Annotated in this window: 18 protein-coding genes; 12 read left to right on the top strand and 6 right to left on the bottom strand. The window is 72.8% G+C overall.

Going from position 1 to position 21,135, the window contains the following annotated elements; genetic code table 11:
- Positions 1-4 precede the first annotated feature (4 nt).
- The 10 genes from ACGFX4_RS08665 to ACGFX4_RS08620 all read left to right on the top strand — a co-directional run bounded on the left by ACGFX4_RS08665 (position 5) and on the right by ACGFX4_RS08620 (position 10,810).
- Complete coding sequence (locus ACGFX4_RS08665) at positions 5-1,435, top strand: APC family permease (RefSeq protein WP_393071327.1); 1,431 nt, start codon at positions 5-7, stop codon at positions 1,433-1,435.
- Positions 1,436-1,472: 37 nt separating this feature from the next.
- A complete protein-coding gene (locus ACGFX4_RS08660) occupies positions 1,473-3,161 on the top strand; it encodes a flavin monoamine oxidase family protein (RefSeq protein WP_393071252.1) in 1,689 nt (562 codons plus the stop codon).
- 238 nt (positions 3,162-3,399) lie between these two features.
- The gene (locus tag ACGFX4_RS08655) at positions 3,400-4,332 is read left to right on the top strand and encodes a hypothetical protein (RefSeq protein ID WP_393071251.1); all 933 of its coding nucleotides are present in this window, start codon (positions 3,400-3,402) and stop codon (positions 4,330-4,332) included.
- Between the two features lie 35 nt (positions 4,333-4,367).
- Positions 4,368-5,264: a hypothetical protein gene (locus ACGFX4_RS08650; RefSeq protein WP_393071250.1), complete on the top strand. Its 897-nt coding sequence runs from the start codon at positions 4,368-4,370 to the stop codon at positions 5,262-5,264.
- Entirely contained in the window at positions 5,261-6,181 is a 921-nt protein-coding gene (locus tag ACGFX4_RS08645; protein ID WP_393071249.1) for a hypothetical protein, read from the top strand. Before ACGFX4_RS08650 ends, ACGFX4_RS08645 begins: the two co-directional genes overlap by 4 nt.
- Entirely contained in the window at positions 6,178-7,218 is a 1,041-nt protein-coding gene (locus ACGFX4_RS08640; RefSeq protein WP_393071248.1) for a hypothetical protein, read from the top strand. Before ACGFX4_RS08645 ends, ACGFX4_RS08640 begins: the two co-directional genes overlap by 4 nt.
- 122 nt (positions 7,219-7,340) lie before the next feature.
- Complete coding sequence (locus tag ACGFX4_RS08635; protein WP_393071247.1) at positions 7,341-8,279, top strand: ABC transporter ATP-binding protein; 939 nt, start codon at positions 7,341-7,343, stop codon at positions 8,277-8,279.
- On the top strand, positions 8,263-9,153 hold the full coding sequence (locus ACGFX4_RS08630; RefSeq protein WP_393071246.1) for an ABC transporter permease: 891 nt from the start codon (positions 8,263-8,265) through the stop codon (positions 9,151-9,153). The genes ACGFX4_RS08635 and ACGFX4_RS08630 overlap by 17 nt, the downstream gene beginning before the upstream one ends.
- Positions 9,154-9,162: 9 nt before the next feature.
- Positions 9,163-10,080, top strand: a complete 918-nt coding sequence (locus ACGFX4_RS08625; protein WP_345698281.1) for an ABC transporter ATP-binding protein — start codon at positions 9,163-9,165, stop codon at positions 10,078-10,080.
- A 13-nt stretch (positions 10,081-10,093) separates the two neighbouring features.
- Complete coding sequence (locus tag ACGFX4_RS08620; RefSeq protein WP_393071245.1) at positions 10,094-10,810, top strand: ABC transporter permease; 717 nt, start codon at positions 10,094-10,096, stop codon at positions 10,808-10,810.
- A 108-nt stretch (positions 10,811-10,918) separates the two neighbouring features.
- Here the strand turns inward: ACGFX4_RS08620 and ACGFX4_RS08615 are convergent, their stop codons facing one another.
- Both ACGFX4_RS08615 and ACGFX4_RS08610 read right to left on the bottom strand, forming a co-directional pair.
- Positions 10,919-12,103 (bottom strand): CynX/NimT family MFS transporter, encoded by a 1,185-nt coding sequence (locus ACGFX4_RS08615; RefSeq protein WP_393071244.1) that lies wholly within the window; start codon positions 12,101-12,103, stop codon positions 10,919-10,921.
- Between the two features lie 121 nt (positions 12,104-12,224).
- The gene (locus ACGFX4_RS08610; protein WP_393071243.1) at positions 12,225-12,947 is read right to left on the bottom strand and encodes a FadR/GntR family transcriptional regulator; all 723 of its coding nucleotides are present in this window, start codon (positions 12,945-12,947) and stop codon (positions 12,225-12,227) included.
- Between the two features lie 166 nt (positions 12,948-13,113).
- Between ACGFX4_RS08610 and ACGFX4_RS08605 the strand changes: the two genes are divergently transcribed.
- Entirely contained in the window at positions 13,114-13,998 is an 885-nt protein-coding gene (locus ACGFX4_RS08605; protein WP_393071242.1) for a sporulation protein, read from the top strand.
- A gap of 171 nt (positions 13,999-14,169) precedes the next feature.
- Positions 14,170-15,981: an LCP family protein gene (locus tag ACGFX4_RS08600; RefSeq protein ID WP_393071241.1), complete on the top strand. Its 1,812-nt coding sequence runs from the start codon at positions 14,170-14,172 to the stop codon at positions 15,979-15,981.
- Between the two features lie 84 nt (positions 15,982-16,065).
- Here ACGFX4_RS08600 and ACGFX4_RS08595 read toward each other — a convergent pair whose 3' ends face one another.
- The 4 genes from ACGFX4_RS08595 to efeB form a co-directional block, all read right to left on the bottom strand.
- Complete coding sequence (locus tag ACGFX4_RS08595) at positions 16,066-16,905, bottom strand: HAD family hydrolase (RefSeq protein ID WP_393071240.1); 840 nt, start codon at positions 16,903-16,905, stop codon at positions 16,066-16,068.
- Positions 16,906-16,949: 44 nt separating this feature from the next.
- Positions 16,950-18,227: a serine--tRNA ligase gene (serS, locus tag ACGFX4_RS08590; RefSeq protein WP_393071239.1), complete on the bottom strand. Its 1,278-nt coding sequence runs from the start codon at positions 18,225-18,227 to the stop codon at positions 16,950-16,952.
- 643 nt (positions 18,228-18,870) lie between these two features.
- Positions 18,871-19,806, bottom strand: a complete 936-nt coding sequence (pheA, locus tag ACGFX4_RS08585; RefSeq protein WP_393071238.1) for a prephenate dehydratase — start codon at positions 19,804-19,806, stop codon at positions 18,871-18,873.
- A 93-nt stretch (positions 19,807-19,899) separates the two neighbouring features.
- Entirely contained in the window at positions 19,900-21,120 is a 1,221-nt protein-coding gene (efeB, locus tag ACGFX4_RS08580) for an iron uptake transporter deferrochelatase/peroxidase subunit (protein ID WP_393071237.1), read from the bottom strand.
- Positions 21,121-21,135 lie beyond the last annotated feature (15 nt).

Raw genomic sequence — 21,135 nt, 5'->3', positions numbered from 1 at the left:
CTTCATGGCGCTGGCCACCGCCGCGCCGATCACCGCGATGACCGGCAACCTGCCGGTGATCGTCGGCGCCGGCAACGGCGTCCACGCACCGGCCGGCTTCCTGTTCGTGACCCTGGTCCTGACCGTCTTCACCGTCGGCTACGTCGCGATGGCCCGGCACATCACCACCGCCGGCGCCTTCTACGGCTTCGTCTCGCACGGCCTCGGCCGGATCGCCGGCATGGCCTCCGGCCTGCTCGCCGTCCTCGCCTACGTGGTCTTCGAGGCCTCGATCGTCGGCATCTTCGCCTACTTCGGGCAGCAGGCCGTGGAGTCGCAGTTCGGCGTGGACCTGCCCTGGCAGGTCTTCGCCCTGGCGATGCTGGCGATCACCGCGGTGCTCTCCTACTTCGACCTGGAGGTCGCCTCCAAGGTGCTCGGCGTCTTCCTGGTCGGCGAAGTGCTGATGCTGATCCTGCTCGGCGGCTCGATCCTGCTGCACGGCGGCGGCCCCGGCGGCCTGCAGCTGTCCTCGCTCAACCCGACCGGCGCGTTCGCCGGGGTGAACGCCGGCGTCGGCCTGTTCTTCTGCTTCTGGTCCTGGATCGGCTTCGAGTCCACCGCGATGTACGGCGAGGAGTCCCGCAACCCCAAGCGGATCATCCCCCGCGCCACCCTGCTCGCCGTGGTCGGCCTCGGCGTGCTCTACACCTTCGTCTCCTGGATGGTGCTGGCCGGCAACGGCGGCGCCAAGTCGGTGGAGATCGTGGGCGGTTCCAGCCCGCTCGACCTGTTCCTGGCCCCCGCCCAGCAGTACCTCGGGCACTGGGCGGTGACCGCCTTCCAGTGGCTGATGGTCACCAGCGCCTTCGCCTGCGGCATGGCCTTCCACCAGTGCGCCGCCCGCTACCTGTACGCGATCGGCCGCGAGGGCATCCTGCTCCCCGCACTCGGCCGCACCCACGCCAAGCACGGCTCCCCGTACGTCGCCTCCTTCACGCAGACCGGCATCGCGCTCGCGATCATCGTCGGCTTCTGGGTGACCGGCCAGGACCCGTACGTCAGCCTCTACACGCTGACCGCGATCCTCGGCACGCTCGCCCTGCTGGTGGTGCAGACGCTCTGCTCCTTCGCGGTGGTCGCCTACTTCCGCAAGAACCACCCCGAGTCCCGGCACTGGTTCCGCACCCTGACCGCGCCGCTGCTCGGCGGCCTGGGCATGCTCGCCGCGATCGTCCTGCTGGTGGTCAACCTCGACACCGCGGCCGGCGCCGCCTCGAAGATCCTCTTCTTCAAGCTGATCCCGTGGATCGTCGCGGCGGTCTTCCTCGGCGGCATCGCGCTGGCCCTGTACATGCGCGCCCGGCACCCGCAGAAGTACGAGGTGATGGGCCGCCTGGTGGTCGAGAACACCCAGGAGCGCTCGGACGAGGAGCCGGTTCCCGCCCAGGTCTGACCCTTTCTCCCCCCACACCCAGAGAGGTTGACCCCCCATGGCACGCACCCCCCACGCCGGCCGGATCGAGCACCTGCTGGCCGACCAGGCCGCCGCCGAACGCCTGCGGATGCCCGTCGACGAGTACCGGGGCCTGCGCGACGAGGCCCGCGCCGAGCCGGACGGCGTCTCCCGCCGCGCGCTGCTCGGCCGGGCCGCCGCCCTCGGCCTCGCCGTGACCGCCGGCACCGCCTCGGTCGCCCCGCGGGCCCGCGCCGCGACCACCGACCGGCCGATCACCGGCGGTGCCCGGATCGCGATCATCGGCGCCGGTATCTCCGGCCTGAACGCCGCTCTCACCCTCGCCGACAAGGGCGTCGCCGCCACCGTCTACGAGGCCAACCCCACCCGGATCGGCGGCCGGATGTACTCCGGCGGCGGCGTCAGCAGCCCCGGCCTGTGGAACCAGGGCCAGGTCTCCGAGTGGGGCGGCGAGCTGGTCGACACCGGCCACCACGAGATCAAGCAGCTCTGCCAGCGCTTCGGCCTCGGCCTGGTGGACGTCACCTCCACCCTGCCGGCCGGCGCCGAGGGCATCTTCCACGTCAACGGGCACTACTACCCGAAGACCCAGGTCGACATCGACTTCAAGCAGGTCTGGCAGTCGGTCAAGAGCGACATCCAGGCCGGTGGTTCCGGCCCCACCTGGAACAACCACAACGCCGCGTCGGTCGCGCTCGACACGATGACCATCCGGGACTGGATCAACTCCCGCGTCCCCGGCGGCTACGACAGCGACCTCGGCCGCCTCCTCGACGTCGCGTACGCCGTGGAGTACGGCGCCGACACCACCGAGCAGTCCTCGTACGCGATGCTGCTGATGGTGTCCTGGCAGTCCAGCCCCGGCAACTTCTCCATCTGGGGCGGCTCCGACGAGCGGTACCACATCGTCGGCGGCAACGACCAGGTCCCGCGAGCCGTCGCCGCCGCCCTGCCGGCCGGCACCGTCCAGCTCGGCCACACCCTCCAGGCGGTGGTCCGCAACGCCGACGGCAGCCAGACCCTCACCTTCGCGCTGGACGGCGGCGGCACGAAGACCGTGGTGGCCGACCACACGATCCTCACCGTGCCGCTGCCCATCCTCCAGCAGCGGATCGACCTGACCCGGGCCGGCCTGGACCCGATGATGCGCGGCGTGCTCGCCAACATGCGGATGGGCGCCTGCACCAAGCTCAACATGCAGTTCAACAGCCGCCCCTGGTACGGCACCAGCCCGTGGACCGGCCAGTCCAACGGCGAGTGCTTCGCCGACCTGCCCTTCCAGCAGGCCTGGGACGTCACCCGCGGCCAGGCCGGCAGCAACGGCATCGCCGTGCAGTACGGCGGCGGCAGCCTCGCCCGCGGCCTCACCCCGCCGTCGGCCTTCACCACCGCCTCGACCCCGTACACCCGCAACCTGGTGGACGACTACCTCAGCCAGATCGACAGCGTCTGGCCCGGCACCAAAGCCGCCTGGAACGGCCGGGCCACCCTCTCCGCCTGGCACCTCAACCCGTACTCGTACGGCGCCTACTCGTACTGGCCGACCGGATACCTGACCACGTACGCGGGCTACGAGGGAACCGCCCAGGGAAACCTGCACTTCGCGGGCGAACACACCTCGTACGACTTCCAGGGGTACATGAACGGCGGCGCCGTCGAGGGCGCCCGCGCGGCCGGGGAGGTGCTCGCCGCGCTCGGGGCCTGACGGCCCGCAGGACGCCGGGGCGGTCCGCATGGCGGGCCGCCCCGTTGCGGTTCGGTCACGATGCGTCGGATTGGCGCGAATTGCGCTGATTGGCGGCCGAAATCGTGTTGTTGGGCATGCGGACGAACTCTCATAATGCGCAGACCGCACGGTGATCGAGACCCGTCGCGCTGCCGGGGGGAACGGCGGTCGGGCACTCGCGCGCGGCCCGTCGATCGTCACTCTGGGGGGAAGACCCTTGTCCGTACCCGACCCCGCAACACCGGCCGTGCCCGAGCCGGAGACCGCGGCCGTCGAGCCCGCTGCCGCCCCGGCCGCCGAGCCCCTTGCCGAGCCCGTGGCCGCGCTGCCCGTGGAGTCAGCCACCGCCGAGTCCGCCGGTGAGCCGGTCGTCGCGTTCGGCGCCGAGCCGGTGGCCGCGACGCAGCGCAAGCTGTCCCGGACCGCCACCGTGGCGCTCGGCGTGGCCGGCCTGCTCGCGGTGACCGCCGCCAGCGCCACCGTCACCGTGGCCGTCGGCAAGCCGGACCGCGCCCCCCGGACCACCGCCGCCGCGCCCGCCGCGAGCGCCTCCGCGTCCGCCTCCGCCTCGGCGAGCGCCAGCCCCTCGCCCTCGCCGACGCCCACCCCCTCGCCGACCGTCGCGCCCCGCCCGGCCAGCACCCTCAAGGGCACCGTCTCCGGCGGCAAGCACAGCGGCGACCTGCGGTACTTCCTCCTCCCGGTGCCCGACCAGGCCGACCCGTACGGCTCGCCGGACGGCACCGACATGACGATGGACGACATCGCGAAGCACTACTCCAAGGACACCGACATCAAGGGGATCCTGGACTCCTGGGGCTTCGACTCGGCTGCCACCCGCACCTACCGCACCCGCGACGGCAAGGTCGAGGTCACCGTCGAGCTGAAGAAGTTCGGCCGCGCCGACCGGGCCCGCGGCTTCGCCGAGAACTCCTCCTTCAAGGGCGACTCCTTCGACGTGGACGGCGTCTCCGGCGCCAAGGGCTACGTCTTCAAGCCCGAGCAGCAGGCCTACACCGGCGAGCTGGTCGGCATCGGCTACCAGGGCGACATCTGCTTCGAGGTCACCGTCGAGGTGAAGGGCGACCCGGACAAGGCGCTGCTCAACGACGTCATGCGCCGCCAGTACGAACGCCTCGCCAACGGCTGACGCCCTCCCACGACCACCCTTCCCAGGAGCCTTCCTTGAGCACCGAGACCGTGGGACCGGACGTCCCCGAGCCGGTCGTTCCGCCCCAGCCGGACACCGCCCCCGCCGTACCGGCGCAGGCCCCCGAGCCCGCCGCCGAAACCCTGCCCGCCGCCGAACCCGCCACCGGTGACGAGATCCTCGCCGTCGAGGGCACCGCTGTCGAGGGTGCCCCCGCCGAGGACGAGCCGAAGCCCGCCCGCCGGCTGAGCACCGGCCGGCTGCTGCTGGCCGCCGCGCTGCTCGGCCCCGTGGTCGGCGCCGGTGTCGGCTACGCCGTCCAGGCGTCCCGCCCCGCCACCCCGCTGCCCGAGCTGGCCGCTGTCAAGCTCGCCTACCCCGCCGACCGGGTCGACCCCAAGGCGCTCGCCGCCGCCGCGCCCCAGCCGCTGAACATCGACGGCGACCTGCGCGACCTGCTGCTCAAGCGCCCGGACGGCACCGAGGAGTGGGGCTCGGCGGGTGCACGCGGCGGCTGGCTGGACGCCGCCGATTACGCCGAGTCCTTCGGCGACAGCCGTGCCACGTTCACCCGCCTGCTGGACAACGGCTTCCGCCGCGCGGCGACGGTCGGTTGGAAGTCGGGCGGTACCGAGTACCGGATCCGGCTGATCCAGTACCGCTCGGACAGCGCCTCCTCCGCGACCAGTTGGAACGACTACGGCTCCACGACGGACGCCGAGGTCGGCAAGATCCCCGGCAACCCGCAGAGCCGGCTGGTCATCGGCAACAAGCCGAACCACTACGCGCAGAGCACCGAGGAGTACTACCGCGGCGAGGCCACTGCCCGGAAGGGCGACCTGATCATGGAGATCACGGTCTTCGCACCGAGCCGGGTCGACCGCGCCCAGCTCGAGGACATCGCCAAGCGCCAGTGGGAGCGGATCGCATGAGCACCGTCGAACCGACCGACCTGACCCCCGCCGCCGAGCCTTCCGACGAGCTGTCCCTCACCAAGCAGCCGGCCGCCGAGCAGCCCGTCGCCGAGCAGCCGGCCACCGAGCAGTCGGCCGCCGAGCAGCCCGCGGCGGACCTGCCGACGGCGGACGCGCCGCCCGCCGAGGGCGTCGCCCCCGCCGCGCGGCCGAAGCGACTGCTGCTGCGTGCCTCCGGCGCCGTGCTCGCCGCCGTCCTGCTCGGCGTCGGCATCGGCGAGGTGATCCTCAACGTCGCCTACGACGACCGGCCGGTCCAGGCCGCCGCGCCTGCGGCACCGTCCGCCTCGCCGTCGGCGGCGTTCGGCGCCAAGTCGAACGGCAACCACTTCGGCAGCCTGCGCGACCTGCTGCTGCCGATCCCGTCCGGCTTCGACCCGGGCCCGGACAACGGCGCCTTCGGCAACGACAACGAGTACGGGCCGGAGCAGCTGGACAAGCGCTTCCGGGCGTACCTGGACGAGGTGCCGGACAAGTACAAGGACCGGGCGAAGGCCGCCTGGGAGTCGCTGCACTTCAAGGCCAGCGGCGTGCGCACCTTCCAGTCGCACAAGAACGACCTGGAGATCGACCTGACGCTCGACCAGTTCAACCAGCAGGCGATCTCGCAGGAGACCGAGCTGTACGGCGCGATGGTCGACGACACCGGCCTGTTCCGGCAGGGGCCGGGCGTGGCCGGTCACCCGGCGGCGCGCTGCGTGCTGCCGCCGCTGGACGCGGGCGACCAGCTCGACTTCATGCACTGCGTCTCCGCCGAGGGCGACCTGATGGTGACGCTGGACGCGTCCGGTGTCGCCCCCTTGGACCAGAACAAGGTCGTCGACCTGTTCCGTCAGCAGCTGGACCGTCTGGCCCGCCCGGGAGCCTCCGTATGAGTAACAACGACCTCACCCCCGCCCAGCCGGAGCCCGCCGAGAACCCGGCCGAGAACCCGGCCGAGAGCTCGGCCGAGACCCCGGCCCCGCAGGCGCCGCAGCCGGACGCCTGGGCCCCGCCGTCCGCCCCAACGGCCGACCTGCCCGCCGGTGACCCCGGCAACGTCTGGGCGGTGCCCGGCGTGCCGCAGGACCGGCCGCGCCGGGACCGGTCCGCGGTGCTGCGCCTGGTCGCGGCCGCCGCCGTCCTGGTGGTGACCGCGACGGCGACCGCCGTGGCCGTCACCCTCCCGGACCGCACCGACGTGCCGGGCCTGGCCACCCCCAACGACGGCCGGTACACCTTCCCGCAGCTCGCGCTGCCGCCGCTGCCCACCGACGGCAAGCTGCCGATCGACGTGAAGGGCCGTCACCAGGCCGATCTGCGCGGCCTGCTGCTGCCCGCGCCGAAGGAGGCGCTGCCGCAGCCCGCCGCGTCCGCGAGCGCCCCGGCCTCCGCCTCCCCGAGCGCATCGGTTTCCGCATCGGCCTCCGCGTCGGCGAGCGCCTCGGCGTCCGGGTCCCCGAGCCCGGCGGCGAGCCTGCCGCCGGTGGTCGGCCACTGGGTGCCGTGCGACGCGGAGGGAGTGCTCGGCCGCAACGCCGCCGAGGTCAACGCCCGGCTGACCGAGAACGCCTGCCGGGCGGTCGCCGCCCAGGGCTGGACCACCAAGGACGGCACCCGCACCGAGATCCGCCTGCTGCGCTTCGGCTCGCCGGCGGAGGCGACCGACCTGTACGGCCTGCTCTCCGGCATGTCCGGGACGAAGCACATCGAGTCCTCCCGGATGGACGTGGCCACCGACTTCCCGGTCGGCTCGGGCTCGGCCTTCGCCCGCGACTCGGACGCCAAGGCCCCCGGCGACGTTCCCACCGGCCGGGTCGCCTACCTGCAGAGCGGCGACGTCGTCGCCGTCCTGGAACTGACCAACCCGAAGGGCGTCCCCTCGCAGGCGTTCCGCCAGCTGATCGCCCTGCAGAGCAGCATGCTCGGCTGAGAACGGCCCAGGGCCGGGCCCGACCCCTAGGGGACGGGCCCGGCACGTCATCCTGAGGACTGATCAACGGATCGGCATCCCAGCGCATACCGCGCCGCAGGGCACGACGCTACGTTGGGCACGTGTCCACAGTCATCAAGACGGACGGCCTCACCAAGAGGTTCCCCAGGGTCACCGCGCTCGACCGGCTCACCGTGGAGGTGCAGCCCGGCGTGGTCGGTCTGGTGGGGGCGAACGGCGCGGGCAAGTCCACACTCATCAAGATCCTCCTGGGCCTCTCCCCGGCCACCGAGGGCACCGGTCAGGTGCTCGGCCTCGACATCGCCACCGAGGGCCCAGCCATCCGCGAGCGGGTCGGGTACATGCCCGAGCACGACTGCCTGCCGCCCGACGTGTCCGCCACCGAGTTCGTCGTCCACATGGCCCGGATGTCCGGCCTGCCGGCCGCTGCGGCCCGCGAGCGGACCGCCGACACGCTGCGCCACGTCGGCCTCTACGAGGAGCGCTACCGCCCGATGGGCGGCTACTCCACCGGCATGAAGCAGCGCGTCAAGCTCGCCCAGGCGCTGGTCCACGACCCGCAGTTGGTGCTGCTCGACGAGCCCACCAACGGCCTCGACCCGGTCGGCCGCGACGAGATGCTGGCGCTGATCCGCCGCGTCCACAGCGACTTCGGGATCTCCGTCCTGGTCACCACCCACCTGCTGGGCGAACTCGAGCGGACCTGCGACCACCTCGTCGTCATCGACGGCGGCCGGCTGCTGCGCTCCTCCTCCACCGCCTCCTTCACCGAGGCCACCCAGCTGCTCGCCGTCGAGGTCACCGACGCGGCGGACACCGTCCTCACCTCGCTGACCGACCTCGGCGTGAGCGTCCGCGCCGACGGCCCGCGGCTGCTGCTGGTCGAGATCGCCGGCGACGACACCTACGACACCGTCCGCGACACCGTCGCCGACCTCGGACTCGGCCTGGTCCGTCTGGAACAGCGCCGTCACAAGGTCGCCGAGATCTTCGCCGACGCCGCCCAGAACGGAGGTGGCCCGGATGGCGACGCCGCCTGAGCCCCAGACCGGTGTCATCCACGACATCGGCTACCGCTCCTACGCCGGCCCCCGGCTCGGCCGCTCCTACGCCACCCGCTCGCTCTTCACCCAGAGCCTGCGCGCCGCGTACGGCCTCGGCCGCTCCGGCAAGTCCAAGGTGCTGCCGATGCTGCTGCTGGGCGCCATGGTGCTGCCCGCCGCGGTGATGATCGCCGTCGCCGTGATGACCGGCCTCACCAAGTACCCGGTGGACTACCCCGTCTACCTGACCAGCTTCGGGCTGTTCCCGCAGATCTTCATCGCCTCGCAGGCCCCCGTCCTGATGTCCCGCGACCTGCGCCACCACATCGTGCCGCTGTACTTCTCCCGGCCGATCACCCGCGGCGACTACGTCCGCGCCAAGACCACCGCGATGGTCTGCGCCGTGCTGCTGATGATGGTGCTGCCGCTGCTGGTGATGTGGCTCGGCGCCCTGCTGACCGACCTGCCGATCGGCGAGAACACCACGCACCTGCTCTACGGCCTGACCGCCGCCGTGCTCTACTCCGTGCTCTACTCGGCGCTCGCCCTGCTGATCGCCGCCGCCACCCCGCGCCGCGGCTTCGGCGTCGCCGCCATCATGGGCATGCTGGTCATCTCCAACGTGATCGCCAACATCGTCCTCGGCCTGAACGGCGCCTACCGCCCCGAGCCCGTCGAGTCCGCGATGTGGGGCGCCGTGCTCTCCCCGGTGACCCTGGTCTCCGGCCTGGTCAACCAGCTCTTCAGCCTCACCGGCGACGGGATGATCCACGCCCCCGGCGGCCTCGGCGTCGCGGTCTTCGCCGCCGAGATCGTCGCCCTCGCGGCCGGCTCGTACGCGCTGCTGCTGCGCCGCTACCGGAACGTCTGAGAGGCAGCCATGGCCGTCATCACCATCGACAAGGTCTCCCGCTGGTTCGGCAACGTGGTCGCCGTCAACGACGTCTCCATGCGGATCGGCCCCGGCATCACCGGCCTGCTCGGCCCCAACGGCGCGGGCAAGTCCACCCTCATCCACATGATGAGCGGCTTCCTCGCGCCCTCGGCCGGCGCCGTCACCCTCGACGGCGCCCCGATCTGGCGCAACCAGGAGGTCTACCGGCAGATCGGACTCGTCCCCGAGCGCGAGTCCATGTACGACTACCTCACCGGCTGGGAGTTCGTCCTCGCCAACGCCGAACTCCACGGCCTCACCGACCCCGCCGCCGCCGCGAAGCGCGCCATCGGCCTGGTCGAGATGGAGTACGCCCAGGACCGGCAGACCGGCACCTACTCCAAGGGCATGAAGCAGCGCGTCAAGATGGCCTCCGCGCTGGTCCACGACCCCGCCGTGCTCCTCCTCGACGAGCCCTTCAACGGCATGGACCCCCGCCAGCGGCTCCAACTCATGGAACTGCTCCGCCGCTTCGGCGCCGACGGCCGCACCGTGCTGTTCTCCTCCCACATCCTCGAAGAGGTCGAACAGCTCGCCCGGCACATCGAGGTCGTCGTCGCCGGCCGGCACGCCGCCTCCGGCGACTTCCGCGAGATCCGCCGCCTGATGACCGACCGGCCGCACCGCTACCTGGTCCGCTCCAGCGACGACCGCCGGCTGGCCGCCGCGCTGATCGCCGACCCGTCCACCGCCGGGATCGAACTCGACTGGCACGAGCGGGCCCTGCGGATCCAGGCGATCAACTTCAACGGCTTCACCACGCTGCTGCCCAAGGTCGCCCGCGACGCCGGCATCCGCCTCTACACCGTCTCCCCGGCGGACGAGTCCCTGGAGAGCGTCTTCTCCTACCTCGTCTCGTCCTGAAGGGCTGGAAACCGTGAACACCACCGTCGCCCGGCTCACCGTCCGGGGCCTGTTCGGACGCCGCCGCGCGCTGCTCCTGCTGCTCGTCCCCGCCCTGCTCCTGGTCATCGCCGTCGTCGCCCGCAACTCCGACAGCGACAAGCACGACCTGATCCAGAGCGTCGTCGGCCAGCTCGGCCTCGGCACCCTGGTGCCCATCCTCGGCCTGATCGTCGGCACCGGCGTGATCGCCAACGAGATCGACGACGGCTCCATCGTCTACCTGCTCGCCAAGCCGCTGCCCCGCTGGAAGATCGTCACCAGCAAGCTCGCCGTGGCGATCGGCACCACCTGGCTCTTCGCCGCGGTCCCGGTCCTCGTCGCCGGCCTGATCATCTACGGCAACCAGGACAACCTGGCCGTCGGCTACACCCTCGGCGCGCTCGCCTCCGGTGCCGCCTACAGCGCCTTCTTCCTGCTGCTCGGCGTCGTCACCCGGCACGCCGTGGTGGCCGGTCTCGCCTACGCGCTGGTCTGGGAGAGCCTCGTCGGCACCTACGTGAAGGGCGCCAAGACCCTCTCCATCCAGCAGTGGGGCCTGTCGATCGCCGAGGCCACCGCCACCGAGGGCGCGCTCACCGCCCCGGTCGCCCTCGGCGTCGCCCTCGCCCTGCTGACCGCCGTCACCTCGATCGCCACCATCCTGGCGGCGACCAGGCTGGCCGGCCTCACCCTGGCGAGCGAGGAGTAACCCCCCTAGCCCCGAGCTCCGAGCCCCGAGCCCCGACCGGGGCTCGGGGCTCCGTCGGTCGGCGGCCCCGCCGCAGGGCGGGACCGGCCCCCGCGGACCCGCAGCCGCTCAGCGCGCGTCGAGCACCATGTCCCGTCCCGCGCCCCAGCCCGCCGCCGCCGCGATCCCGGTCAGCCCGAGCATCACCACCAGCACCAGCCCCCACCCGCCGGAGGCCTGGTGCAGCGCACCGGCCCCGACCGGCCCGGCCGCCGCCACCAGGTAGCCCACCGCCTGGCTCATCCCGCCCAGCTGCGCGGCCCCCGCCGCACTGCCGGTGCGCAGCACGATGAACGCCAGCGCCAGCCCCAGCGACCCGCCCTGGGCCAGCCCCAGCACCCCGGCCGCGACCCAGGCGCCGCCCACCGGTGCGAGCAGCAGCACCGCGATCCCCGCCGCGTTCAGCAGCGCCATCGCGACCGCGAGCCCCCGCTGCCGGGTCATCCGCCCGGCCGCCAGCGGCACCAGGAACGCGCCCGCCACCTGCACCAGGTTGCTGAACGCGAACACCAGCCCGGCCCGGCCCCGGTCCATCCCGTGGTCCGCGAGGATCGTCGGCATCCACGCCACCAACGTGTACACCAGCAGCGAGGAGATGCCCATGAACAGGCTGATCCGCCAGGCCAGGCCGTTGCGCCAGATCCCCTCGACCGCCCGGCCGGCCGGCGCCGCCGACACCGTCGTCGTCGCCCGCTCCTGACGGGACCTCAGCACCTGCGGCAGCCACGCCACCGCGGCGACCACCGCCAGCACCGACCACGAGCCCAGCGAGGCCTGCCAGCCGCCGCCCAGCACGTGCTCCAGCGGCACCGACAGGCCCGCCGCCAGCGTCGCCCCGACCAGCATCGTGGTCGAGTACACCCCGGTCATCGCCGCCGCCCGGCCCGGGAACTCGCGCTTCACCAGACCCGGCATCGACACGTTCAGCACCGCGATGGCCACCCCGATCACCACGCACCCGGCGTACAGCGCCGCCACCGAGGGCAGCACCCGCAGCAGCACGCCCGCGCCGAGCACCAGCACCGCACCCAGCACCACCCGCTCGGTCCCGAACCGCCGGGCGAGGCGGGGCGTCAGCGGCGCGCCGACGCCCTGGAACAGCACCGGCACGGTGGTGATCAGCCCGCTGGCCGTCGCCGACAGGCCGAAGGTCCGCTGGATCTCGCCGACCATCGGCGACACCGCGGCCAGGCAGGCCCGCATGTTCAGGGCGACCAGCACGATGCCGGCCAGCAGCAGGGCCGGATGGGCCAATCTCGTTCGGGCACTGACCTTCAGCTCGTGGACAGGCTGAACAGCACGGACGACCGACATGACGCGAAGAACTCTCTCTACCCGAGAACGAAAAGGGGGAAGGACGGGGCGGTGCCCGCCGTCACTTCCGCGCCGCGATCGCGGCCAGCAGCTGCTCCACCGCCGCCGTCGGCTCCGCCAGCAGCTCCCGGCAGGCAGCCTCGGCCCGCTCCGGATCGCCGCTCTCCACCGCGTCCACCAGTGCGGTGTGCGTCCGGAGGTCGACCTCGGGCATCTCGTGGTCGCCGAACGCGGCCCGCATCGACTCCCGCACCGAGGCCCCGAAGTACCGGTACACCTCGGTCAGCGCCGGATTGTGCGCCGCCTCGACCAGCGCCGTGTGGAACTCCAGGTCGTGCTCGACCGTCGCCTCGCGACCCGCCCGCTCCGGGCTGGCCGCCATCACCTCGACCTCGCGGGCCAGTGCACCCCGCATCCGGGCGATGTCCTCGGCGGTGTGCCGGACCGCGGCCAGCCGCGCGGCCTCCGCCTCCAGCGCCGCCCGGACCTCCAGCACGTCCCGGACGTCCGAGCGCTGCACGCCGCGCAGCACCGCCGCCGGATCACTGGTCGACCGGACGAACGTCCCCTCGCCCTGGCGCGAGACCAGCATCCCCGCGTGCACCAGCACCCGGATCGCCTCCCGCACCGTGTTGCGCCCCACCTGCAGCCGCTCGGCCAGCTCGTGCTCGGTCGGGATCCGCGATCCCACCGGCCACGCCCCGGCCACCAGCTGCTCCCGCAGCTGCTCGATCGCCACGTCCACCAGCGAGCGCCGCCCCGCGGCCTGCAGCCCTTCACCCACGGCGGACACCCCTCTCAACCCCGAACGACGATCGACAGCAGTCATCCTACAACCGCTTGCCCGGTCATCCTACAACTGGCGCGCCCGGAACCGGCCCGCCACCACCCGCGTTCTTCTCCTCAGCTCGACCACTCACCACATCCCACCTCCCCCGGAGCCAGACCCCATGGTGTTCAAGAAGCTGCTCGGTGCGCTCGGTGTCGGCGGACCGTCCGTCGACACGGTCCTCGCGAACCCCGTCGCCCAGCCGGGCGGCACCCTCCAGGGCCAGGTCAACCTGGTCGGCGGGACGCAGGACGTCCAGATCACCGGCATCACGCTGACCCTGGTCGCCCGGGTCGAGCACGAGCACTCCGAGGGCGAGTCGGTCAGCAACACCGCCTTCGCCAAGTTCGGGGTGAGCGCGCCGCTGAAGCTCACCGCGGGGGAGAACCGGTCGATCCCGTTCGCCGTGCAGCTGCCGTACGAGACGCCGGTCACCACGGTCGGCGGCTGGCAGCTGCCCGGCATGGCGATCGGCGTGCGGACCGAGGTGGAGATCGCCGGCGCCCTGGACAAGGGCGACGCCGACCCGCTCGGCATCGCGCCGCTGCCGGTGCAGCAGCGGGTGATCGACGCCTTCGGCGCGCTGGGCTTCCGGCTGCGCTCGGCGGACCTGGAGTCCGGGCGGATCCACGGCAGCGTGCAGAGCCTGCCGTTCTACCAGGAGATCGAGTTCGCCGCGGCGCCGCAGTACGCGCACCTGTGCCAGGCCGTCGAACTGACCTTCGTCACCACCCCGCAGCAGGTCGAGGTGGTCCTGGAGTTCGACCGCCGCCGCGGCAGCGACGTGATCAACCGCTACCACCTGGACCACTCCGCCGCCGAGCAGGACCTCACCGGCACCGTCGACGGCTGGCTCCAGCAGGCCGCCGCCGGCGGCCACCACGGCCACGGCGGGCACGGCGGCGGGCACGGCGCCGGCTGGGGCGCGGTCGCCGCCGGCGCGGCCGTCGGCGTGGTCGGCGGCTTCGTCCTCGACGAGGTCGTCGAAGAGTTCTTCGAGGACTGACGGGCGGGGCGGCAGAAAGGCCCCCGGCAGCACCGGGGGAAGGTACGATCGCCAACCCGCCCGGTGACGCCGAAGTGATGCCTTTATATGCTCCGCTGAAGTTGAAGCGTCCGCGCCGCACACGGTGCGCTGTCGAGGCTGTGTGGTGCGGCCGCAGTGAAGGGTGTTCGTATGGCAGGCCAGAGGGCGGGGGCGTCCGACTCGGACGCGGGCTGGTGGCGGGACGACTCCTCTCAGCAGGGGGACGGGGGCGGCGGCTACCTCGACGACGCCCCGCGCCGTGACGACGCCTACCGCAGCACCGAGCCCGCCGTCCCCCGCCGACGTTCCCAGCAGCACGACGACCTGCCGCGCACCGGCGGCCGCGCCGAGGCCCGCCGCGCCCAGCAGGGCCGCGGCGGGAACGGCGGCCCCGGCGGTCCGGGCGGCCGCGGAGCCCGCGCCGCCGACCAGCCGGCCGGCCGCGCCGCCAACCGGGCTGCCGGCCGCCGCAACCGCAAGCGCAGCCGCAAGAAGATCGTCACCTGGGTCGCCGTCACCTCGGTCGGCCTGGTGGTCGCCGCCGGCGGCGCCATCTACCTCAAGCTCAACGGCAACATCGACTCCTTCGGCGACGAGGGCGTCTCCAAGGACCGCCCCGCCGCCGCGTCCGCCGACGCCCAGGGCCGAGTCCCCGTCAACATCCTGCTGATCGGCTCCGACAGCCGCGCCGGTGCCAACAAGGACCTCGGCGGCGGCGAGGACGGCGGCGCCCGCTCCGACACCACGATCCTGCTGCACGTCTACGCCGACCACAAACACGCCGTCGGCGTCTCCTTCCCCCGCGACGCCCTGGTCGACGTCCCGCCCTGCCTGCTGCCCACCGGCAAGTGGACCAAGGCCCAGACCGGCGTCATGTTCAACAGCGCCTTCTCCGTCGGCAACACCGACAAGGGCAACCCCGCCTGCACCCAGAACACCGTCGAGAAGCTCACCGGCATCCGCGTCGACCACACCATGGTGGTCAACTTCGAGGGATTCGCCTCGATGACCAGCGCCGTCGGCGGCGTCCCGGTCTGCCTGCCGAACGACATCCACGAGGGCGACCTCAACCCCAACCTCGGCAAGAAGGGCAAGCTGCTCTACCCCAAGGGCCTGCAGAAGGTCCAGGGCCAGGCCGCGCTCGACTACGTCCGCCTGCGCCACGGCATCGGCGACGGCTCCGACGTCGGCCGGATGCGCCGTCAGCAGGCTTTCATGTCCTCCCTCATCAAGGAGGTCAAGGGCAAGGGCATGGACCCCACCACCCTGCTCCCGCTCGCCGATGCCGCCACCAAGTCACTGACCGTCGACTCCGGGCTCAACTCCGCCGACAAGCTGATCGGCTTCGCGATGAGCCTGAAGAACCTCGACCTGCACGACGTCAAGTTCCTCACCCCGCCGTGGCGTTTCGAGAAGGAGCGCATCGCGCTCGTCCACCCCGACGTCGACCAGCTGTGGGCCGCTCTCAAGGCCGACCGCACCCTCGACGGCCAGGACGCCAGCGGCGGCTCCGCCAGCCCCTCCCCGGCCGCCCCGGAGAGCCCCGCCGCCCCCACCACCCCGGCAGCGCCCGCCACCACCGTGAAGGCCGCCAACGTCCGGGTCGGCGTCTACAACGGCACCACCACACCCGGGCTGACCACCAAGGCGGCGGCCACCCTCAAGGGCGCCGGCTTCACCGTCACCACCACCGCCAACGCCAGCTCGCAGACCCACGCCACCACCGTCGTCCAGTACGGCCCCGGCGAGAAGGCGAATGCGCAGGCCGTCGCCGCGATGTTCCCCGGCGCGACCCTGGAGAGCACCACCAAGGCGGGCGTCGCCCTGGTCCTCGGCAAGGACTACGCGGCCGGCAACGGCGCAGCGGCACCCTCCACCCCGGCGGGCCCGCTGCCCAGCTCCGTCGCCAAGGAGACCCGCTCCGCGGACGACGACCCCTGCTCCAACGTCTCCTTCGGCTGACCGGCACCACGCGAACGGCTGAGCCCCTCTGACGGACGGACCGTCAGAGGGGCTCAGCCGTAACACGTCGGAGCACGCCGGGGGTCAGCCGTACAGGCGCTCCAGCACGACGGCCACGCCGTCCTCGTCGTTGCCCAGCGCCAGCTCGTCGGCGACGGCCTTGAGTTCCTCGTGCGCGTTGCCCATCGCCACGCCGTACCCGGCCCAGCCGAACATCGGCACGTCGTTCGGCATGTCCCCGAACGCGATCGTCCCCGCCGCCGTCGCACCGAGCCGCCGCGCGGCCAGCGACAGGCCGGTCGCCTTGGTCAGCCCGAGCGGCAGTACCTCCACCACGCCCGCGCCCGCCACGGTGATCCCCACCAGCTGCCCGGCGACCGCCCGCGCGGCCTCGGCCAGCTCGTCGTCCGAGTACCGGGGGTGCTGGAGGAACAGCTTCGCGATCGGCGCGGCGAGCAGCTCGGAGCTCTCCACCGGCACGACCGGCAGGTCGGTGCCGATCTGCAGCGCGTACCCGGGCCCGGCGAGCACCTCGCCCTCCAGCCCGTCCTGGCTGGCGGCGACGGCCAGCGGGCCGACCTCCGCCTCGATCTTGGCCAGGGCCACCGCGGCGAGCTGCCGGTCCAGGGTCACGGAGGTGAGCAGCCGGTGCGCCCCGGCGTCGTACACCTGGGCGCCCTGGCCGCAGACGGCGATGCCGGTGTAGCCGATCTCGTCGAGGACCGGCCGGGTCCACCGGGCGGAGCGGCCGGTGACGATGATGTGCTGCGCGCCGCGCCCGGCCACCAGGGCGAGCGCGGCGCGGGTGCGCTCGGAGACGGTCTCCGCCGGGTTCAGCAGCGTGCCGTCGAGGTCGGTGGCGACCAGCCGGAAGGGCAGGTCGCCACCGGGGGGGACGTCGGTCGGGTGGGCGTTGGTGCTCATGGGCCGTGCGTCTCCCGGGTGTTGCTGGGGTGGTGCGTGGTGCCTTACTTGGCGGCCGGTTCGAGGACCGTGCGCCCGCCGAGGTACGGCCGCAGGGCCTCGGGCACGACCACCGAGCCGTCGGCCTGCTGGTGGTTCTCCAGCAGGGCGACGATCACGCGCGGCACGGCGACCAGGGTGCCGTTCAGGGTGGCGAGCGGGCGGACCTTGCCGTCCTCGCGCATCCGGATGGAGAGCCGGCGAGACTGGTACTCGGTGGTGTTCGAGGTGGAGGTGACCTCGCGGTACTTGCCCTGGGTCGGGATCCACGCCTCGATGTCGAACTTCCGCGCGGCCGAGGCGCCGAGGTCGCCGGAGGCGACGTCGATCACCCGGTACGGCAGCTCCAGGGCGTTCAGGAAGTCCTTCTCCCACTGGAGCAGGCGGCGGTGCTCGGCCTCGGCCTCCTCCGGCGTGGTGAAGACGAACATCTCCACCTTCTCGAACTGGTGGACCCGGATGATGCCGCGGGTGTCCTTGCCGTAGGTGCCGGCCTCGCGGCGGAAGCAGGACGAGTAGCCGGCGTAGCGCAGCGGCAGCTTGTCCGCGTCGAGGATCTCGTCCATGTGGTACGCGGCCAGCGGTACCTCGCTGGTGCCGACCAGGTACCGGTCGTCGTTCTCGAGGAAGTAGACGTTCTCCGCGGCCTGGCCGAGGAAGCCGGTGCCGTCCATGGCGGCCGGGCGGACCAGCGCCGGGGTGATCATCGGGATGAAGCCGGCGGCGGTGGCCTGCGAGATCGCCATGTTGACCAGGGCGAGCTCCAGCAGCGCGCCGGGACCGGTCAGGTAGTACGAGCGGGCGCCGGCCACCTTCGCGCCGCGCTCGGTGTCGATCGCGCCGAGGATCTGGCCGAGCTCGACGTGGTCGCGGGGCTCGAAGCCCTCGGCGGCGAAGTCGCGCGGGGTGCCGATCTCCTCGAGGGTGACGAAGTCCTCCTCGCCGCCGACCGGGGCGGCCGGGTCGATCAGGTTGGCCAGCGAGCGGAGCAGGCGCTCCGCCTCGTCCTTGGCCTCGCCCTGCTCGGCGTCGGCGGCCTTGACGGCGGCGGCCAGCTCCTTGGTGCGCTCCAGCAGGGCGGACTTCTCCTCGCCCTTGGCCTGGGCGACCTGCTTCCCGAGCACCCTCTGCTCGTTGCGCAGTTCGTCGAAGCGACTGCCCGAGGACCGGCGGCGCTCGTCGGCGGAGAGGAGGGCGTCGACCAGGTCGACGTCCTCACCACGGGCACGCTGCGAGGCGCGCACTCGGTCGGGGTCCTCACGAAGCAGGCGAAGGTCAATCACGGGCCCAAGCCTACCGGGGGAGGGGCCCGCCGAAGGAACCCGTTTGTCGCGGCGGTGGCGCGGTCCTTTCGCCACGGTCTGTCCGAAATATGCCATGCTGCGCCCCGGCGGCCGGTCGACACCTCCCAGGCCCTGGGGATAACCGCCCTCATCCTGTGGATAACCCTGGTGGACAACCCGGTGCGGACGGTGTTTTCCACAGGTTCGGGGCCCGCCCTGTGGATCGTGGGAAACGGGCGGCCCCGGTGGTGATCCACCGAGGAATTGAGGTTTCAAACCTCGATAAGCCTTCCCGAGTGAGGTAATTAGCTCACTCGGCCGGGTGATTTGTCGGCCCAGGGGTGACTCTGGTCCGATTAGTCACTCCTGTGCCGCTAGCCGATGATCCGACCGGACTCGCCAGTGGCTATACCGTTTTGTCGACTCTTCCCCAGCCCTGTGGATAACTCGCCGCCCGAGCCGCCTGTGGACGGAGTGGACCGCTTGTGGATGACGCGACCGGAGCCCCTCCGGCCGTGCCCACGGGCCTTCCGCCGGGAAGGTGATCTTCCGGCGTGTCGAATATGAACAGGAAATGATCGGCCCATTGCCATTCCGGAAGGAATCGCTCAGCCTCGGGTCGGGGCCCGGCCGAAGTGCCAGGTCAGAGCTCGCCGCGGCCGTCCAGGCAGCGGGACAGCCAGTCCGACGCCCGGGCGAAGGCCTCGTCCGAGGTCCCCGGCCGCACCGGGGTCGAGGCGCCCTTGTCCGCCCGGGGATAGGAACCGAGGAAACGCACCTGCGGGCAGATCCGCTTCAGCCCCATCAGCGCCTCGCTCACCCGGCGCTCGCTCAGGTGGCCCTCGCAGTCGATCAGGAAGCAGTAGCTGCCCATGCCCTCGCCGGTCGGCCGGGACTCGATCCGCATCAGGTTGATCCCGCGCACCGCGAACTCCTGCAGCAGCTCCAGCAGCGCGCCCGGGTGGTCGTCCGGCAGCCAGACCACCATCGAGGTCTTGTCCGAGCCGGTCGCCGAGGAGACCCGTCCGGGCCGGCCGACCAGGATGAAGCGGGTGGTCGGGGCGGCGGCGTCGCGGATGTCGTCCGCCAGCACCTCCAGCCCGTACAGCGGGGCGGCGAACGCGCCCGCCAGCGCCGCGTCGTAGCGGCCGTCCTGGACCAGCCGGGCGCCCTCCGCGTTGGACGAGGCCGCCTCCCACTGCGCGTCCGGCAGGTTGGCGGCCAGCCAGCGGCGCAGCTGGGCCTGGGCGACCGGGTGGCCGGTGACCGTCTTGATGTCGGCGAGCCCGGTGCCCGGGCGGACCAGCAGCGCGAAGGTGATCGGCAGCAGCACCTCGCGGTAGATCATCAGCGGTGTGCCGTTGACCAGTTCGTCACTGGTCGCGGTGACCGCGCCCTCCACGGAGTTCTCCACCGCGACGAACGCGCCGGCGGCCTCCCCGTTGCGGACCGCGTCCAGCGCCACCGGCACCGACGCCACCGGCACCAGCTCCCGCGTCCCCGCCTCCGGCAGGGTGCGCAGCGCCACCTCGGTGAAGGTGCCCGCGGGCCCGAGATAGGTGTACCGGGTCGCCGACATGACCGCCTCCGTAACGCTGGTGGTACCGAAACCGCCACTCTAGTCTCGCGCGTCCGCCCGGGTTCCCCCGTTCCACCCACTGGGCCCGGGCCTTCAGCCCTCCAGCAGCTGCTGTCCGACGTACCCGCCCTCGGGGGCGCCCGGGGGCACCGCGTACAGGCCGCTCGCCTCGTGCCGGAGGAACCGGGACAGGCCGTCGCCGCGGGCCAGCCGCCGCTGCACGGGGACGAATCCGCGTGCCGGGTCCGCCTGGAACGCGACGAACAGCAGGCCCGCGTCGGGGGAGCCGTCGGCGAGCAGCCCGTCCTGGTAGGAGAAGCCGCGGCGCAGCATCGCGGCGCCGCCGTTGGAGGCGGGCGCGGCGACCCGGACGTGCGCGTCGGGGGCGATCGCGAGGGTGCCGTCCGGTCCGGTCGCCGTCAGGTCGACCGGGGTGGTCTCGCCGGCGCCGGGGCCGCCGGACAGCGGTGCGCCGTCCGTCTTGCGTCGTCCGATCACCCGTTCCTGACGGTCGGTCGGCTGGTTCTCCCAGTCGTCGAGCAGCATCCGGATCCGCCGCACCACCGCGTAGCTGCCGCCGGCCAGCCACGCCGGGCCGGTGGCGAACACCTTCGCGGCGAAGTCCGGGTCGTCCGGCTTCGGGTTGTTGGTGCCGTCGACCTGCCCCATCAGGTTGCGGCCGGTCGTCGGCCGGGCGGTGGCGCCCGGGGTCCGGCCGAAGCCGGCCATCTGCCAGCGCGGCACCGCCAGGCCGGCGGCCTGCCGCTGCAGCACCCGCAGCGCGTGGAAGGCCACCAGCGCGTCGTCCGCGCCGATCTGCAGCCACAGGTCGCCGTCGCCGCGGGCCGGGTCCAGTGCGTCGCCGGGGAAGGCGGGCAGCGGCACCAGCGCCTCGGGCCGCCGGTCGGCGAGGCCCGCCTTGTCGAACAGCGCGGCGCCGAAGCCGAAGGTGACGGTCAGCGAGCAGGGGCCGGCGTCCAGCGCGATCTGGTTCTCGTGCCCGTCGGCCGGCTCGCCGCGGGTCAGCCGGGCGGCGGTCGCGGACCAGATCCGCAGCAGCGTCCGCAACTGCTCCCGTCCGGCGGCCGGTGCCAGGTCGAAGGCGGCGAGGTGCACCCGTGCCTGGGCCGGCTCGACGATCCCGGCCTGCCGCGGCCCGTGGAACGGCACCGCGGCGGCGCCCGTGCCCGGTGCGGCGGCCGGGCCCGGCGAGGCCGCCGCCCGTCCGCCGACCGCGCCGCCGATCGCGCCGACCGCCAGCCCGGCCCCGGCGCCGCCCAGCAGCGCCCGGCGCGAGAACCCCTGCGCACCCATCTGCGTCACCTCTCC

The organism is Kitasatospora sp. NPDC048365, from assembly GCF_043200835.1.
Lineage (GTDB): Bacteria > Actinomycetota > Actinomycetes > Streptomycetales > Streptomycetaceae > Kitasatospora > Kitasatospora terrestris.
Note: the sequence above shows the minus strand (reverse complement) of the source record. Positions and strands in the feature narration are given on the sequence as shown.